The following is a 15,718-nucleotide window of genomic DNA, read 5'->3' as shown; positions in this document are numbered from 1 at the left end:
ACGCGATCTCAGGCTGCCTTCTTCATTTGCTCCTGATTGCACTGAGTGTGTTCAGCGAGTCTGAATGCCATATCTGCACATTGTTGCGGCCTGCACGTTTCACCTGATAAAGCGCCTCATCAGCACCTCTCAGCCACTCATGAATCGATGCTGCATCACGTGCTGCCGCAATCCCAATACTCACCGAACACTGATAGGTGGATGACGCTGGCAGCCGCAACAGGGCAATTCCCTGCCTGGTTTTCTCTGCCAGCAGCAGGATGCTGGTTTCATCCGCATCCCGTACGATCACACACAACTCATCGCCGCCAAATCGGGCAGGCACATCTTTCAGGCCGACGCTGTTACGCAGCAGTGCCGAAATCTCTGCCAGCAAAAAGTCACCCGCTTCATGTCCATAGGTATCGTTAACCTGTTTGAAGTGGTCGACATCCAGCAGCATTAACCAGGCTTTGCCCTCGCCTCGCTGCGTGCGCAAAAACTCACTTTCCAGCCGGCGCTCAAACAGCCGGCGATTAGGGATTTTAAGACTGGGGTCCATCAGCGCAATGCGTTCCAGCTCGCGGTTCTTCTGGCGCAGACTCAGCGTCAGATTGTGTGACACCACACTGAGTGCCAGCAGATACAGGCTGGCCAGCGGCAGTGTCAGCCAGACGGTCCGGGTACTGAACGTCAGCACCAGGGGTGCCTTTTCCGCTGACCAGACCAGCACAAAGGCAAACAGAAAGGCCAGCAGCGCGGACTTCAGCTGAATCCAGCCGCCTGCCGAGTAGCGATCGGAGATCAGCACTGCCATGATAATAATTGAAGGCAGCGGACTCAGTGCCATCGCAGCAACCCAGACGCCGCCAAGAGCGGCATCCAGTGTCAGATTCTTACGCTCAGAACCGGTCGGATCGCGCGACAGCAATGCCATTCGATAGGCGGCATAAGGCCAGATAAATGCATTGGTAAAGAGAAGAGCACAAAGTGCTGCGCTTTTTCCCATCTCCATCAGAACCGACAGAATGGGCAGAAAACAGAGAAAGGTGCCGAGCTGGCGCATCATGAACATTCGTCGCACAAATCGCGTAGATCGGCGCTTCAGTTGAACATCGTCAGGAGTGTAATAATTCATAGGCGGACTGAAGCAGCGACAGGTTACGGCAGTTTATCGGCAAATGATGAAACAGGGTTAATTATTTGCAGAATATTCTTATAGCATAACTAGTGTTTTTACTCCGCGACATATGCAACTTAGGCAACCGATGCTGGTCGGAAAAGAGTATGTGCGCGCCATGACAGCGCGCACACGGAGACTATCGGCGGCCTTTGACAATTGAGGCCGACCAGTTGAAATCACTGACTTCAGTGGCGGTAAGTGACTCAGGTTTCTTTTTACGCAGCGGTTTTTTCTTCTCCTTTTCTGCCTTCGCCCTCTCTTTCTCCAGCTTACTGGCCATCACCATCTGCCGTGCTTCACTGTTAAATTCTTTCTCTTTTTTACTATCCGGCTCTTTACCGGTTCGCTGACGGTACTTTTCAGCCAGCCCTTTATAAGTTTGCTCGACGGCCAGACGTTCATCAGCATTGAACTGATCAATGGAAATCATCTTCTTATCGCTCATAGCGGCGTGTCCTGTGGCAGGTTGTCCGGTCAAGTGTACCGCATTCAGGGCCTATTAACGCAGCGAATGGCAGCCTTTCTGCAGGCTTATGTTTCCCCACGTTCCTGCTATCAGGTAATTTCTCTGAAAGGCGCGCTTTGGCCCTGTTAAAAATAAGGTTATCTCTTAATATAAAACTAATGTTCATCAGGTTTACTGGTAGTGACCACGCACTGCCGAGGAGCTGAAGGAATGATTAATGAGACCGATCGCCTGTCACAGGCGCTATTAAGGCGGCATGGGATTGGCGTTAAGCAGAAACGTATACACTTTCGTGGGCGGGATTTATTATTTCAGCTGCATAATGCCCGCTATGAAGTTTTTAACGGCGATCGCTGTATCGCGACCGTTGAAACGAATAATATCAATGAAGCGATCAAGCAGTTTAAAGCACTGGACAACCCTGCGGAGAAATAAACATGCCAGATTATCGTGTGTTTCAAAAGGACCAGACAGTCAGGGCCGTGAATCATGTAAGCCAGGATCAGCAGGATCTATTAGCAGCTGAAGGCTATAAAGTGGTGTGGGACGTTATCAATGCCGATAACACTGATGCGGCGCTTTTACGCTATCAGCAGTTGCGTCACGATGAGGGTAACGCTGCGCAGAATTTTGCAACGGATTCGCTTTTCAGCTCTCTTTCGGGTCTGCTATCCCGCTAAGTCAGCATGGGGCTGCGGGTTTACTGGCGAAGTTACTGTTAATTCATCCCGTGCTGATTAGAATAGAGAAAATTTTCCGCACACAGGTTTCTGATGAAAATCACTATTCACAAAGAAGATGAGCTGTTTATGCACAACTTCTTTGCTGCACCCTGCGACACCTTCGATACTGACTCACTCCAGGCACAACACATTCAGCAATCGCTTCAACTGGCCATTCAGCAGAAAAGTGCAGAGGCAGACAGCGACTGGAAGCGCAGCCTGACTTTTCTGCTGCTGTTTCTCTTTTTATATGCTGCGCTGGGAGCCTCGCTGACGCTGGATCTTAGCGCCACGGGCGCGGCGCATAAGAGTATCAAGTATGCGCTGGAAGCGATTCCGGTGCTCATCGCCTTCTCGGGTTTCTTCACCTCCATTCTTTATCTCTTCCTGACCCGTGCCAGCGCGCGTAAGCAGCATAACTGGGAAAAGAGTATTCTGGTGCTGGAGAAGTACGCCATCGGTAACCTGTTTAAAGCCACCCATACTCAGGGCGGTGGCACCAGCAATTACTCTGTGCCCAATCTTTCAATTTCGCTCGCACTGTTTATCTGTGTGACCTGGCTGGTGATTTATAACTATCTGACGTTTACCACCAGCGGCGTGTTTGGCAGTGTCATCTCGCTTTTCATCAGCACCATGGTTTATGTCATTCTGGATATACAGCTGCTTAAACCTTTTATTCATGCTGTTGAAAAAGATGAACCCGAAAAGAGTAACGCGGATAAAGAGCAAAATTAACGACCTTCACTGACGTTAAAGCAGATACCCGGCCAGTGAGTCGGGTATATTTTGGCTGCTAAAAGACGCTTTTGCTTAATAGCTTTTGCTGCACAGAGATAAATGGAACAGCAAATTCACAGCAATTAGTATGTTGTAACTATAAACAGTCTCTGCCTTTTGCACTGCAACTTACTGAACGCTACCTGAAGGCCCGCTTTCACCGCGGGCCAGGCGTATTACCAGCGGGTTTTCTGCATATCGATGACGAAACGATATTTCACATCACTGATCAGCATGCGTTCAAAGGCAGTTTCCACCTCTTCACCGGTAATCATCTCTACGTCAGCCGTGATATTGTGCTCACCACAGAAGTCGAGCATCTGCTGCGTCTCCTGAATGCTGCCAATTGAGGTGCCCGAGATACTCAGGCGGCGGAACACCATTGGCGTGACATTCGGTGACGGATGCGGTTGATCGGGGATCCCCACCAGCACCAGCTGACCGTTGGTTTTCAGCGTGCTGAGATAAGGATCGAGGTCGTGAGGTGCCGCAACACAGTCCAGGATAATATCCAGCGACGCCTGACACCCGGCCATCTGGGCTGCGTCTCGCGAGACCACCACATGTTCAGCACCCAGCCGACGCGCATCAGCCCCTTTCGCCGGAGAGGTCGTAAATAGAGTTACCTCCGCACCCAGCGCACTGGCCAGCTTAACCGCCATATGACCCAGGCCGCCCAGACCGACCACACCCACACGATCGCCTGCTTTGATGTTGAAGTGCTGCAAGGGTGACCAGACGGTCACGCCAGCGCACAGCAGTGGAGCCACCGCGTTCAGCGCCAGATTAACCGGCACCGTGACCACAAAATGCTGGTCGGCGATAACATGCTGCGCATAGCCGCCAAACGTCGTATTACCTGAATATTTATCGGTGCCGTTATAGGTCGGCGTGAAACCCGCCTCACAGTACTGCTCTTCATGCTGCTGACAGAAGTGACACTCACGGCAGGAATCGACCATCACGCCAACGCCAACCGTCTCTCCAACAGAGAATCTAGTGACGTTGTCACCTGTTGCAAGCACGCGACCAACAATCTCGTGACCGGGCACCAGCGGATAACGGCTGACACTCCATTCATTGCGCGCCATATGCAGGTCAGAGTGGCAGACGCCGCAGTAGAGAATCTCAATTTTTACATCATCAGCCTGCAGATCGCGTAACTCAATCTCACCCGCCTTGAGCGGTTGATCTGCCTGAGTTGCTACCAGCGCGTTAATTTTCATCTGTTGCCTCTTCTTACCTGATGGTCGTAAAGAAAGCGGCACACTATAGACACACGGAACCACTTTTGGTAGTAGTTACCTTTTGGTTACTATTAAACAGGAAGGTCATTATGCCGGTCTGGGTTGACGGTAAACTGTGCTTTTATGCGGACTCACCACCGCGCCGTCTGCTGGAACTGTTTTCGGTGAAGTGGAGCACAATGGTGCTACATGCGCTCTATCACTGGCCGGAAAATCGGGCACGCACGGGCGAACTGGAGCGCAGCCTGCAGGGCATTTCGAAGAAGATGCTGATCCAGACGCTGCGTGAACTGGAACAACGCGGACTCGTGTCACGTCATGTGTGGCAGGTTGTGCCGCCAAAGGTGGAATACAGCCTCACGGCGCTGGGCCATACCTTCGCACAGCCGATCGAGCAGATGTATCAATGGGGGCTGGAGAATCAGGCTGCGCTGGATGAAATGGAAAATCATGCACGCAGCCATCAGGACAGTGGCGAATAAAGCGCCGCCCGTTAACGAGGTTACAGTGTCTTAATCGAACGGGAATTCGCGCGCCAGCACGCGCGCAATCACATTCAGCGCGCCCTCGTCATTGTTGCTCTGCGTCTGGTAGCGCGCCACCGCGGCGACAACGTCGGCCGCATTGGCCATTGAGAAACTAAAGCAGGCCTGGCGCAGCATCTCGATATCATTCGCGCTGTCGCCAATCGCCAGCACTTCACAATCACTGATGCCCCATTTTTTCTGCAACAGCGCGATGCCGTGGGCTTTATGGCAGCCGGGAATGATAAGGTCAATAAAGCCAAAGCCGCTGGAAACCGGATGCATGATGTTTTCCAGCTCGCCCAGACGGGCGTGCAGGCGTTGCAGTAGTGCTTCCACCCCTTCATGTGCCAGCTTAAGCGAGAACTTGAAGATAGTGTCATTAATGGCATACAGATCATCGCGCTTTTCCAGACGGTGATAGTGGTTTGCCAGCTGGTCCATCACCTCATCAGAGGCAGAAGAATGCATATAGGCACCCTTCCGTCCGCACACCACCACCGCGATATCCGGTTCATGCGCCAGAATATCGAGGATCTTATGCACCTTCTCCTGCGCTAATTCACCGCAGAAAATCTCTTCATTGCAGTCAGATACCCAGGCGCCATTTTCTGCCACAAAAGCGATCTCATCTTTGAGGTCGGGAAAATAGCGCTGCAGCTGGTAATACTGATTACCACTGGCCACCACAAAATGAATGCCCTTCTGCTTCAGCAGTGCATACTGACGTGAAAACCGCTGAACGTTGTACTGCTTATTATCGTCCAGAAAGGTGCCGTCCATATCCACCGCAATCATCTTAACCGCCATCTCGCCTGCCCCTATACGTTCGCCGTTCTGTCCTGCCGGCTGATTGATTTCATTTATAAAGCTTACTCGCTGTGTGGATTAATGAGAATGCAAATAGTGACTTTGCTAACGGCTTTCAGAGCGTTCCGGTTAAGAAGTTGTGTTACAACGCACGTTTTTTATCGTTAAAAGAATGTTAGCCTCAGTCGAATTTACGAGTGAAGGTTATTTAAATTGCATTCGTAATTCAACCCGAACGTTGAGGAGTGTGCTATGCCTGATGAATCCCGAGCGACACCTTTGCCTGGTGACGTTAAAAGCGCTATCCGCGAAATGAAACAGCAACTACGCCAGCAAATTGGCGACGTGAATGCCCTTTTTCGTCAGGTGTGCGACAACATTGCTGCCACGATTGCGGAGGCAAAAGCGGACGAAGCGCGAACCGGCAGTGCCTGGCCGGTCGTGCCGATGCAGAACATAATACAAGGCAAAGTTTCAAATGAAACCCGATCGCTTATTAAACGTCGTGGCTGTGTAGTGATTAAGCAGCACTTCGCACGTGATAAGGCGCTGGCGTGGGATAAGTCGATGCTCGATTACCTGGATCACAACCGTTTTGATGAGCAATACCGCGGTCCCGGTGATGATTTCTTTGGCACGCTCGCGGCCTCACGCCCCGAAATCTACCCTATTTACTGGTCGCAAGCGCAGATGGAAGCGCGGCAGAGTGCGGCGATGGCTGATGCACAGTCTTTTCTGAACCGGTTATGGGCGTTCAACTCTCAGGGCAGACAATGGTTTGATCCCGATGTCAGCACGATCTATCCCGATCGCATTCGTCGCCGTTTGCCCGGCACCACGTCGAAAGGATTAGGTGCCCATACTGATTCCGGCGCGCTTGAACGCTGGTTATTGCCCGCTTATCAGCAGGTTTTCAGCAAGCTGTTTCACGGCGACTTTGCCGCTTACGATCCCTGGGATGCAGCACATCGTACCGAAGTCAACGAGTATGATCTGCCTGGCACGACTAAGTGTTCAGTGTTCCGCACATTTCAGGGCTGGACCGCACTCTCCGATATGATCCCTGGCCAGGGGTTGCTGCATGTGGTGCCGGTGCCGCAGGCGATGGCATATATTCTGCTGCGCCCGCTGCTTTCCGATGTGCCTGAAGATGAACTCTGTGGTGTCGCGCCGGGTCGGGTGTTGCCTGTCAATGAGCAGTGGCATCCGCACCTGATCGCCGGACTCTGTTCAATCCCCGCTCTGGAGGCGGGCGATTCAGTGTGGTGGCACTGTGATGTGATCCATTCCGTTGCATCGGTGGACGATCAGCAGGGCTGGGGCAACGTCATGTATATCCCCGCTGCGCCGATGTGTGATAAAAACCGCGTCTACGCCCGCCAGGTTGCGCAGGCGCTGGAGCAGGGACGTTCACCAGGCGATTTTCCGCCGGAAGATTATGAAGCCGGGTGGGATCAGCGTTTTAAGCCGGAAGATCTTAATCTTAACGGACGTCGTTCACTGGATTTAGCCTGACTCTGACCCCGCGTTGTGCATCGGTGCGGGGGATTCCCCGATACACTGCACGTTTTATTCCTGGCGAAACCCAATTATGAATCCGCGACATCATCATATTATTCAAATAGTTAATAACCGGGGCAGCGTAACGGTCAGTGAACTGGCGCAGCTGACCGGTGTTTCTGAAGTGACGGTGCGTCAGGATCTCACGCTGCTGGAACGCGACCGGCTGCTGCGCCGGGTGCATGGCTCCGCGCTGGCGCTGGACAGTGACAATGTCGGCACCCGTATGAACACCCGCTATTCCACCAAGCAGGCGCTGGCGCAACACGCCGCCAGCCTGGTGCAAACGGGTGAATCGGTGTTCATCGAAGGGGGCAGTACCAATGCACTACTGGCGCGTGCGCTGTCTGACCGTGCCGATCTGACGCTGATCACCGTCAATCACTATATTGCCCAGCTTCTGCGGGACGCCACCTGTGAAGTGATTGTGCTGGGTGGATTGCTGCAGAAAAGCAGTGAGTCGGTGGTCGGCCCGTTGACGCGTTACTCCATTCAGCAGGTTCATTTTCACAGAGCGTTTGTGGGTGTGGATGGCTGGCACCCGGAGACCGGCTTCACCGGCCGCAATATGCTGCGCTGTGATGTGGTGGATGCGGTGCTGGCGAAAGGTGCTGAAAGCTATGCCCTGACCGATGCCTCTAAATTCGGGCAGATTCACCCTTATCCGCTCTCATCCGGTTACCAGATCGGTCATGTGATTACCGATGAAACGCTGGATGCGGGAACCGTCACGCAGCTCAGGGAACAGGCCATTGAGGTGATTCAGATTGCGGCAAATTAAGCAGACCAGGGGCCTTTTGTAACGGAATCGCGCAGCATCAGGCTGGCCGTGAAAGGCGCCTGACTGTACCAGTCACCGCCATCCAGCATGGTCAGCAAGCGGTTAATCGTCTCATCGATCATCTCCGTCACCGGCAGCTTCATACTGGATAACGACGGCGTGATATAGGGTGCCAGCGGGATATCATCGAAGCCTATAACCGATACCTGATCGGGCACCGCGATGCCGTATTCGGTCAGCCGCTTGATGGCACCAATCGCCATTTCATCATTACTCGCCACCAGCGCCGTGAATGAGGCGTTGCGTTCCAGCAACGTGCTCACGGCGGCCATACCGCTCTGTGCCGTCCATTTACCCGCCACAACGCGGCGGTCGTCCGCTTCCAGCCCCTTAGCGGCAAGCGCAGCATGATAGCCTGACAGACGTTCAACGCCGGTCGGGGAATCCAGAGAACCGGTAATAAAGGCGATGTCGCGATGCCCCTGATTCAGCAGATGGGTTACCGCTGTAGTGCTGCTGGCGTGCTGATCGCTGTAAATGCAGTAGCTCTGGTTGACGCGCAGCCGTCGGTTGATGACCAGTATCGGCTGTTTATGTCGGGAGATAATCGCATCCAGCGCGTCGATACTCAGAAAGCGCGGGTAGATAATGATGCCGTCACAGCGCAGGTCGAGCAAAAACTGAATCGCCGCTTCTTCCTGCTCAGCGGTGTGTTTGCCGTCCGCAAGAATCAGCTGGCGGCCCTGCTGCTCCATGATACGCGCGGAGTGCGCCATCAACTCAGTGAAGTAGCTGCCGCTGTAGAGCGTATTAGTGATCACCAGTCCGATAGTCTGAGACGTTTTAGTCGCCAGGTTGCGCGCCAGCAGATTGGGTCGGTAGCCGGTTTCAGCAATCGCCTTCAGCACCCTCTCGCGCTTCTCCTGACCGACATAGCCATTGCCGGACAATACACGTGACACCGTCGCTTTTGAGACGCCCGCCCTCTTTGCCACTTCCTGAATCGTTGCCATGGTGAAGCTCCTTTGCTGCGTCGCTCTGCAGTCTACCTGAGCCTCTTAGTGTTGGAAATATTTACCCTGCCCGCTGGCACAGATACCCGGCCCGCCGGAAGTGATGAAGTTCACAAAAAAGAAATCTGGTTGATTTTCCCACTTGTCGGCCCACTGAAAGCACTTCATGATTTTGTGAAACCGGTTTCCTATTTGCCTGACAACAGCCGATAAAAACATAAAAACGTTAACCGATTTACCCTACAGAGAAGAGCGATTATGCCCATGAACTATGTCGAGATGTCTCGCGCCATTGTCGATGCGCTAGGCGGCCTCACCAATATCGAAGCCGTAACTCACTGCATGACCCGCCTGCGGTTTGTGGTGAAAAACGATATCCGGGCCGACTGTGCCCGCCTTAAAGCGATTAAGGGCGTTATGGGCGTGGTTCACAACGACACACAGTGCCAGGTGATCATCGGAAATAACGTTTCGCAGGCGTACCAGGCGGTACTGGCACTGGGATCGACCGGCGCGGTAACGACTAAACCGTTAAAACGAAAAATCACCCTGCGAGGCATCGGCGCAGGCATTCTGGATGCGCTTGTGGGCACAATGTCTCCGCTGATCCCGGCGATTATTGGCGGGTCAATGGTTAAGCTGCTGGCGATGATTCTGGATATGGCGGGCGTGTTTGAAAAAGGCTCGTCAACGCTGGTGATACTCAACGTGATTGGAGACGGCGCATTCTTCTTCCTGCCGGTCATGGTGGCCGCCTCTGCGGCGCTAAAATTCAAATCCAATATGTCGCTGGCAATCGCCATTGCCGGTGTGCTGGTTCACCCCAATTTTGTCGAGCTGATGGCAAAAGCCGCGCAGGGTCAGCCGGTCGAGTTTGCTTTCATTACGGTTACCGCGGTGAAATACACCTACACGGTGATCCCCGCACTGGTGATGACCTGGATCCTGTCCCATATTGAGCGCGGCGTGGATCGCATTACACCCGCCGTCACCAAAAACTTCCTGAAACCGATGCTGATTGTGCTGATTGCTGCCCCCATCGCGATTGTGCTGATTGGTCCGATTGGCATCTGGATCGGCAGCGGTATTTCGGCCCTGGTCTACACCATCCATGGCTATCTTGGCTGGCTTTCCGTCGCAATTATGGGTGCCATCTGGCCACTGCTGGTGATGACCGGGATGCATCGCGTGTTCACGCCGACCATCATCCAGACCATTGCCGAAACCGGCAAAGAAGGCATGGTGATGCCGTCTGAAATTGGTGCCAACCTTTCGCTGGGCGGGTCGTCGCTGGCAGTGGCGTTCCGCACTAAAAACCGTGAACTGCGGCAGACAGCACTGGCAGCAGCAGCGTCTGCCATCATTGCCGGCATTTCTGAACCGGCGCTGTATGGGGTGGCGGTTCGTCTGAAACGGCCGCTGATCGCCTGTCTGATCAGCGGTTTTATCTGCGGCGCGGTCGCGGGCATTGGCGGGCTGGCCAGCCACTCGATGGCCTCACCAGGCCTTTTCACCAGCGTACAGTTCTTCGACCCGGCTAATCCCATGAGTATCGTCTGGGTCGGTGCGGTCATGGTGTTGTCGGTGGTGCTGTCGTTTGTGCTGACGCTGCTGTTAGGATTTGAAGATATTCCCGAAGCGGAAACTGAAACGAAATCCGAATCCAGTCCCGCTGCGCGACCTGCGCCGGTTACTGAACGCACCAACGCGATTAATAGCCACTAAAGGAAAGGGTCACGCTGACCCGGAAAAGAGGATTGCATGTCTGATTCAAGGTTCCCGCAAGGGTTTTTATGGGGCGGTGCGTTAGCCGCCAACCAGAGTGAAGGCGGTTTTCGTGAGGGCGGAAAGGGCTTAACCACCGTCGATATGATCCCGCATGGCCCGCACCGCCTGGCGGTCAAACTGGGTCTGGAAAAGCGCTTTACCCTGCGGGATGATGAATTTTATCCCAGCCATGATGCCATCGATTTCTATCACCGCTATCCGGAAGATATAGCGCTGATGGCGGAACTGGGGTTCAGCGTGTTTCGCACGTCAATTGCCTGGAGCCGCCTCTATCCAAAGGGTGATGAACTGACGCCCAATCCGGAGGGCATCGCTTTTTACCGCGCGGTGTTTGAGGAGTGCCGGAAATATAATATCGAACCACTGGTTACGCTCTGTCATTTCGATGTGCCGATGCATCTGGTGACCGAATATGGCTCATGGCGCAATCGCAAAATGGTCGACTTCTTTGCCCGCTATGCTCGCAGCTGTTTCGAGGCGTTTGATGGTCTGGTGAAATACTGGCTGACCTTCAACGAGATCAATATTCTGCTGCACAGCCCATTTTCCGGTGCGGGTCTGGTGTTCGAACCGGGTGAAAACAGGGAGCAGGTAAAATATCAGGCGGCGCATCATGAACTGGTTGCTAGCGCGCTGGTCACGCGAATCGCGCATGAAGTTAATCCGGCGAATCAGGTCGGCTGCATGCTGGCAGGGGGCAACTTCTTTCCGTGGTCCAGCAAACCGGAGGATGTCTGGGCAGCGCTGGAAAAAGATCGTGAGAACCTGTTCTTTATTGATGTACAGGCACGCGGTGCCTATCCGGCTTACGCCGCGCGCGTGTTCCGTGAAAAAGGCGTTACGCTTGAGATCGCTGACGGCGATGCCGATATTCTGAAAAACAGCGTCGATTTTGTCTCGTTCAGCTATTACGCCTCTCGCTGCGCCTCGGCGGAGATGAACGAACAAAACAGCAGCACTGCCAATGTGGTGAAATCCCTGACCAATCCCCATGTGCCACGTAGCGAGTGGGGCTGGGGCATCGATCCGCTCGGCTTACGCATTACCATGAATATGATGTACGACCGCTATCAGAAGCCGCTTTTCCTGGTGGAAAATGGCCTGGGCGCGCGCGATGAAATCGATGCGAATGGCGAGATCAATGACGACTACCGCATCAGCTATCTGCGCGAGCATATCCGCGCCCTGGGCGATGCCATAGAGGATGGTGTCCCGGTGATCGGCTACACCAGCTGGGGCTGTATCGATCTGGTTGCCGCCTCGACCGGTGAAATGAGCAAGCGCTACGGTTTTGTCTACGTCGATCGCGACGATCTGGGGAACGGCACACTGGCGCGCACGCGGAAGAAATCGTTCTGGTGGTATAAGAAAGTGATTGCCAGTAACGGGGCAGACCTTGAGTGACATTGTCACTTAAAGCTGATATCTGAGCGCTTTGCTCTGCGTCAGCAGTGTAAGAGCAGAACGCTCACGCATGCGTTGTGCTCCGGCAATAATTATCGTATAACGAGTGTCTCCGAGGGGTGTCCATTAACGGGCTGAGATGGCGCAAGCCGAACCCTTTGAACCTGATCTGGGTCATGCCAGCGAAGGGACGGGTCGGCAGATTATCTGCCCAATCTCCTGCATTATCCCCTGTTCCAGACCGTATGCCCGGATCTCCCTGCTACTGGAGATCCTATGTCACATCCGCTTTTCGAAACCGGCTTTTATGGTCGTCTGCGCCAGCAGGCGGGCACCCAATGGCACGATTATGTCAGGCACAATTTTGTGCAGCAACTCGGTCAGGGCACACTGCCACCCGCTGCTTTTCGTCACTATCTCACCCAGGATTATCTGTTTCTGCTGCACTTCGCCCGTGCCTGGGGGCTGTTAATCAGCAAACTCTCAGATCCTAGTGCGTTACGCAGCGCGATGGCATCACTGAACGCCATTATCAGCGAATTGCCGCTTCATCTGGCTTACTGCCAGCAATGGGGCATCAGCGAAGAGGCGGTGGTGAGCGAACCTGAAGCAGCAGAAACGATCAACTATACCCGCTACGTGCTGGACGTGGGTCACACCGGAGATGCGCTGGAGCTGATGACGGCACTGATGCCGTGCGTCGCCGGTTATGCGGAAATCGGCCTGACGCTGCTGGAGGACCCCGCGACCCGTATTGAGAGGAATCCTTACGCCGCATGGATTGAGAATTACGGCGATGAAAACTATCTGGCAGGCGTCGGTTCTTCACTCCTGCTGTTTGAAACGCTGGCTCAGCAGCGCGCCGGTGAACAGCGTATTAACTCACTGTCGGAAATTTTCACTACCGCAACCCGGCTGGAAGCGGCCTTCTGGCAGATGGGGCTTAATTATGCTGGCTGTCTGCGGGTCAGCTCATGAAGCCTCTGAACGATGCCGTGCCGCCGGGTATTTCCGTTCGCCAGCTCTGCCTGACGCTGGATCAGCAGCGACTGTTCAGCGAGCTTAATCTGGAAATCGCGGGCGGTGCATTTACCGCTTTGCTGGGTGCCAGCGGCGTGGGTAAAAGCAGTCTGATGCGGGTGATTGCCGGTCTGACGCCACCCACTTCCGGACAGATTAACGGCAGCGATGGTCTGCCGCTGGCCGGGCGCATAGCCTGGATGGGGCAGCAGGATTTGCTCTATCCGTGGCTGACGGTGGAACAGAATGTCTGCCTCGCCAGTCGTCTGAAAGGTGAGAAAGCCGATCGCGACCTGGCGCAGCACCTGCTGGCGCGGGTGGGCCTGAGCCACTGTGCCCATGCGCGACCTGCGACACTTTCGGGCGGTATGCGTCAGCGCGTGGCGCTGGCGCGTACCCTCTACACCCGTCAGCCGATTGTGCTGATGGATGAGCCCTTCTCCGCACTGGATGCGCTGACCCGGACGCAGATCCAGACCCTGGCGGCAGACGTGCTGGCCGGGCATACCGTGTTGCTGATCACTCATGATGCCGCAGAAGCCTGTCGCCTCGGTCATCACCTGCTGGTAATGGGCTCCGCAGGCATTGAAACCTGCCCGCCACTCCAGGGCCAGCCACCACGGGAAGCAGACGATACGAGTGTAATTCAGAGTCAGGCCACCTTGCTGAAACAGCTAAGCAGGCTGTCCGGATGAAACTACGTTTCGCCGCGCTTCGCCGTGGAGTCATGCTCCCGGCCGGATTGATTGCGCTGTGGTGGCTCGCCACGCTCACTTCCGTTCCGGCCTTTCTGCTGCCCTCGCCTGCTGCGGTTGCTATCGCACTGTGGGACAACGCTGGCTATCTCGGCCATCATAGCCTGATCACCCTGACTGAAATCCTCAGCGGTATGGCGCTCGGCGTGCTGCTCGGCGTGGTGCTGGCACTCGGGATGACCTTTTCGCCGTGGTTACAGCGCTGGATGATGCCGCTGGTGATCACCAGTCAGGCGATTCCGGTATTTGCCCTGGCACCGCTATTGGTGCTCTGGTTTGGCTTTGGCATGAGCGCCAAAGTCGCGATGGCGGTACTGGTGATCTTCTTCCCTGTTACCTCCGCCTTTTTTGATGGCCTGCGTCGCGTCACGCCAGGCTATCTCGATCTGGCTCGCACGATGGGCGCTTCATGCACAGCGCAACTGCGCCATGTCCGGCTGTTAGCCGCACTGCCCGCCCTGGGTTCAGGCTTACGCATGGCAGCAGCTGTCGCGCCCATTGGCGCCATCATTGGTGAATGGGTCGGATCGGCCGAAGGGCTGGGCTACGTGATGCTGAATGCCAACGCCCGGATGCAGAGCGACCTCTGTTTCGCCGCCCTGTTTATTCTGGTGCTGATGACACTGACCCTCTGGCTGTTCATCGACCTTCTGCTTCGCCGCCTGATTACCTGGACTCCCGAGCCACACTGACGACCCTACGGATGAGAAAACCTATGACTAAAACGCCCCTGTTTGTCCTGCTGTTCAGCGCCACCTTAGCCTCGCAGGCTCAGGCAATGGAGAAACTGACGCTGGTGCTCGACTGGTATATCAATCCCGACCATGCACCCATTATGGTGGCGCAGCAAACCGGAGCGTTTGCGGCAGAGGGTCTGGAGGTTAACATTGTGCCGCCTTCCGACCCCGCGCTGCCGCCGCGTCTGGTGGCTGCTAAGCAGGCGGACTTAGCGATAACGTATCAGCCGCAGCTGCATTTTTTCGCCGACCAGGGACTGCCGTTGATGCGGGTGGGCACGCTGATTAATACGCCGCTGAATACGCTGATGACGCTGGACAAAACGGTGAGAAAGCCATCGGACTTAAAAGGAAAACGCATCGGCTATTCCGTCAGCGGCATTGAAGAAGCAACGCTGGCGACGATGCTGAGCCATGACGGTATCAGGGCCGATCAGGTAAAGCTGGTTAACGTCAATTTTCAGCTCACCAGCGCCCTGATGACCGGACAGGTTGATGCGGTGATTGGCGGCTATCGCAATATCGAAGCCCTGGAGATGAAGCTTGCTGGCAAAGATCCGGTGGTGCTTAACGTCGAGGATTATGGCGTGCCGGCCTATGACGAGCTGATTATCGTTGCTAACCGCGATGAGGCGCATTCAGAAAAAATTAAAAAGTTTCTGCGGGCTCTAAACAAGGGAAATGCACAGTTGCAGGCACATCCTGAAGAGAGCTGGCAGGCGTTTGCACAGACGCATCCGGAACTGAACACACCGCTAAACCATCAGGCATGGCAGGCTACGCTGCCGCTGTTTGCCGCCGATCCGGCCAGACTGGATCGCGCACGCTATCTGGCTTATGAGCGGTTTTTGTTTGATAACAAGTTGATTAAGCACATCACTCCGGTTGAGCGTTACGCCATCGGCAGTGAGTGATTAGCGCGCCCGCAGCTGGTGATGCGGGCGGGTTG

The 15,718-nt window shown here is 54.7% G+C and carries 17 protein-coding genes and 1 riboswitch; of the genes, 12 read left to right on the top strand and 5 right to left on the bottom strand.

The genetic code is table 11. The features are described 5' to 3' along the window. Window positions 1-22: 22 nt before the first annotated feature. On the bottom strand, window positions 23-1,117 hold the full coding sequence (locus QSK07_RS12870) for a sensor domain-containing diguanylate cyclase (protein WP_285721627.1): 1,095 nt from the start codon (window positions 1,115-1,117) through the stop codon (window positions 23-25). Between the two features lie 181 nt (window positions 1,118-1,298). Then, window positions 1,299-1,607, bottom strand: coding sequence for a hypothetical protein (locus QSK07_RS12865; protein WP_275221976.1), 309 nt, complete (start codon window positions 1,605-1,607; stop codon window positions 1,299-1,301). A 231-nt stretch (window positions 1,608-1,838) separates the two neighbouring features. On the opposite strand from QSK07_RS12865, the gene QSK07_RS12860 reads away from it, so the two are divergent. From QSK07_RS12860 to QSK07_RS12850, 3 genes are all read left to right on the top strand, one after another. Then, window positions 1,839-2,063 (top strand): hypothetical protein, encoded by a 225-nt coding sequence (locus QSK07_RS12860; protein ID WP_275221978.1) that lies wholly within the window; start codon window positions 1,839-1,841, stop codon window positions 2,061-2,063. A 2-nt stretch (window positions 2,064-2,065) separates the two neighbouring features. Further along, a complete protein-coding gene (locus tag QSK07_RS12855) occupies window positions 2,066-2,308 on the top strand; it encodes a hypothetical protein (RefSeq protein ID WP_098050018.1) in 243 nt (80 codons plus the stop codon). 93 nt (window positions 2,309-2,401) lie between these two features. After that, window positions 2,402-3,088: a RipA family octameric membrane protein gene (locus tag QSK07_RS12850; RefSeq protein WP_098050017.1), complete on the top strand. Its 687-nt coding sequence runs from the start codon at window positions 2,402-2,404 to the stop codon at window positions 3,086-3,088. 218 nt (window positions 3,089-3,306) lie between these two features. Here the strand turns inward: QSK07_RS12850 and QSK07_RS12845 are convergent, their stop codons facing one another. Continuing rightward, window positions 3,307-4,356 carry an NAD(P)-dependent alcohol dehydrogenase gene (locus QSK07_RS12845; protein ID WP_285721628.1) on the bottom strand — a complete coding sequence of 350 codons (1,050 nt, stop codon included), beginning with the start codon at window positions 4,354-4,356 and terminating at the stop codon, window positions 3,307-3,309. Between the two features lie 110 nt (window positions 4,357-4,466). Here QSK07_RS12845 and QSK07_RS12840 point away from each other — a divergent pair, with 110 nt between their 5' ends. After that, window positions 4,467-4,859, top strand: a complete 393-nt coding sequence (locus QSK07_RS12840; RefSeq protein ID WP_285721629.1) for a winged helix-turn-helix transcriptional regulator — start codon at window positions 4,467-4,469, stop codon at window positions 4,857-4,859. A 30-nt stretch (window positions 4,860-4,889) separates the two neighbouring features. Here the strand turns inward: QSK07_RS12840 and QSK07_RS12835 are convergent, their stop codons facing one another. After that, complete coding sequence (locus QSK07_RS12835) at window positions 4,890-5,711, bottom strand: Cof-type HAD-IIB family hydrolase (RefSeq protein WP_098050014.1); 822 nt, start codon at window positions 5,709-5,711, stop codon at window positions 4,890-4,892. Between the two features lie 252 nt (window positions 5,712-5,963). On the opposite strand from QSK07_RS12835, the gene QSK07_RS12830 reads away from it, so the two are divergent. Together QSK07_RS12830 and QSK07_RS12825 are read left to right on the top strand one after the other, a co-directional pair. Next, window positions 5,964-7,226 (top strand): DUF1479 domain-containing protein, encoded by a 1,263-nt coding sequence (locus tag QSK07_RS12830; protein WP_285721630.1) that lies wholly within the window; start codon window positions 5,964-5,966, stop codon window positions 7,224-7,226. 76 nt (window positions 7,227-7,302) lie between these two features. Next, complete coding sequence (locus QSK07_RS12825; protein WP_285721631.1) at window positions 7,303-8,052, top strand: DeoR/GlpR family DNA-binding transcription regulator; 750 nt, start codon at window positions 7,303-7,305, stop codon at window positions 8,050-8,052. On the opposite strand, the gene QSK07_RS12820 is transcribed toward QSK07_RS12825, so the two are convergent. Then, window positions 8,049-9,065: a LacI family DNA-binding transcriptional regulator gene (locus tag QSK07_RS12820; protein ID WP_285721632.1), complete on the bottom strand. Its 1,017-nt coding sequence runs from the start codon at window positions 9,063-9,065 to the stop codon at window positions 8,049-8,051. The two genes, QSK07_RS12825 and QSK07_RS12820, sit on opposite strands and share 4 nt — an antisense overlap. Before the next feature lie 258 nt (window positions 9,066-9,323). On the opposite strand from QSK07_RS12820, the gene ascF reads away from it, so the two are divergent. The 6 genes from ascF to QSK07_RS12790 all read left to right on the top strand — a co-directional run bounded on the left by ascF (window position 9,324) and on the right by QSK07_RS12790 (window position 15,683). Then, window positions 9,324-10,790, top strand: a complete 1,467-nt coding sequence (gene ascF, locus QSK07_RS12815; protein ID WP_285721633.1) for a PTS cellobiose/arbutin/salicin transporter subunit IIBC — start codon at window positions 9,324-9,326, stop codon at window positions 10,788-10,790. Between the two features lie 36 nt (window positions 10,791-10,826). Continuing rightward, a complete protein-coding gene (locus tag QSK07_RS12810; protein ID WP_285721634.1) occupies window positions 10,827-12,257 on the top strand; it encodes a 6-phospho-beta-glucosidase in 1,431 nt (476 codons plus the stop codon). Between the two features lie 105 nt (window positions 12,258-12,362). Next, a riboswitch (TPP riboswitch) is annotated at window positions 12,363-12,465 on the top strand. Window positions 12,466-12,533: 68 nt separating this feature from the next. Further along, window positions 12,534-13,235, top strand: coding sequence for a thiaminase II (tenA, locus tag QSK07_RS12805; protein ID WP_285721635.1), 702 nt, complete (start codon window positions 12,534-12,536; stop codon window positions 13,233-13,235). After that, the gene (locus QSK07_RS12800; protein ID WP_285721636.1) at window positions 13,232-13,972 is read left to right on the top strand and encodes an ABC transporter ATP-binding protein; all 741 of its coding nucleotides are present in this window, start codon (window positions 13,232-13,234) and stop codon (window positions 13,970-13,972) included. Before tenA ends, QSK07_RS12800 begins: the two co-directional genes overlap by 4 nt. Next, complete coding sequence (locus QSK07_RS12795; protein WP_285721637.1) at window positions 13,969-14,724, top strand: ABC transporter permease; 756 nt, start codon at window positions 13,969-13,971, stop codon at window positions 14,722-14,724. The genes QSK07_RS12800 and QSK07_RS12795 overlap by 4 nt, the downstream gene beginning before the upstream one ends. A 23-nt stretch (window positions 14,725-14,747) precedes the next feature. Continuing rightward, window positions 14,748-15,683 (top strand): ABC transporter substrate-binding protein, encoded by a 936-nt coding sequence (locus QSK07_RS12790; protein ID WP_285721638.1) that lies wholly within the window; start codon window positions 14,748-14,750, stop codon window positions 15,681-15,683. The last annotated feature ends 35 nt before the right edge of the window (window positions 15,684-15,718 follow it).

The sequence above is a fragment of the Pantoea sp. QMID4 genome (assembly GCF_030270445.1).
GTDB lineage: Bacteria > Pseudomonadota > Gammaproteobacteria > Enterobacterales > Enterobacteriaceae > Pantoea > Pantoea vagans.
Note: the sequence above shows the minus strand (reverse complement) of the source record. Positions and strands in the feature narration are given on the sequence as shown.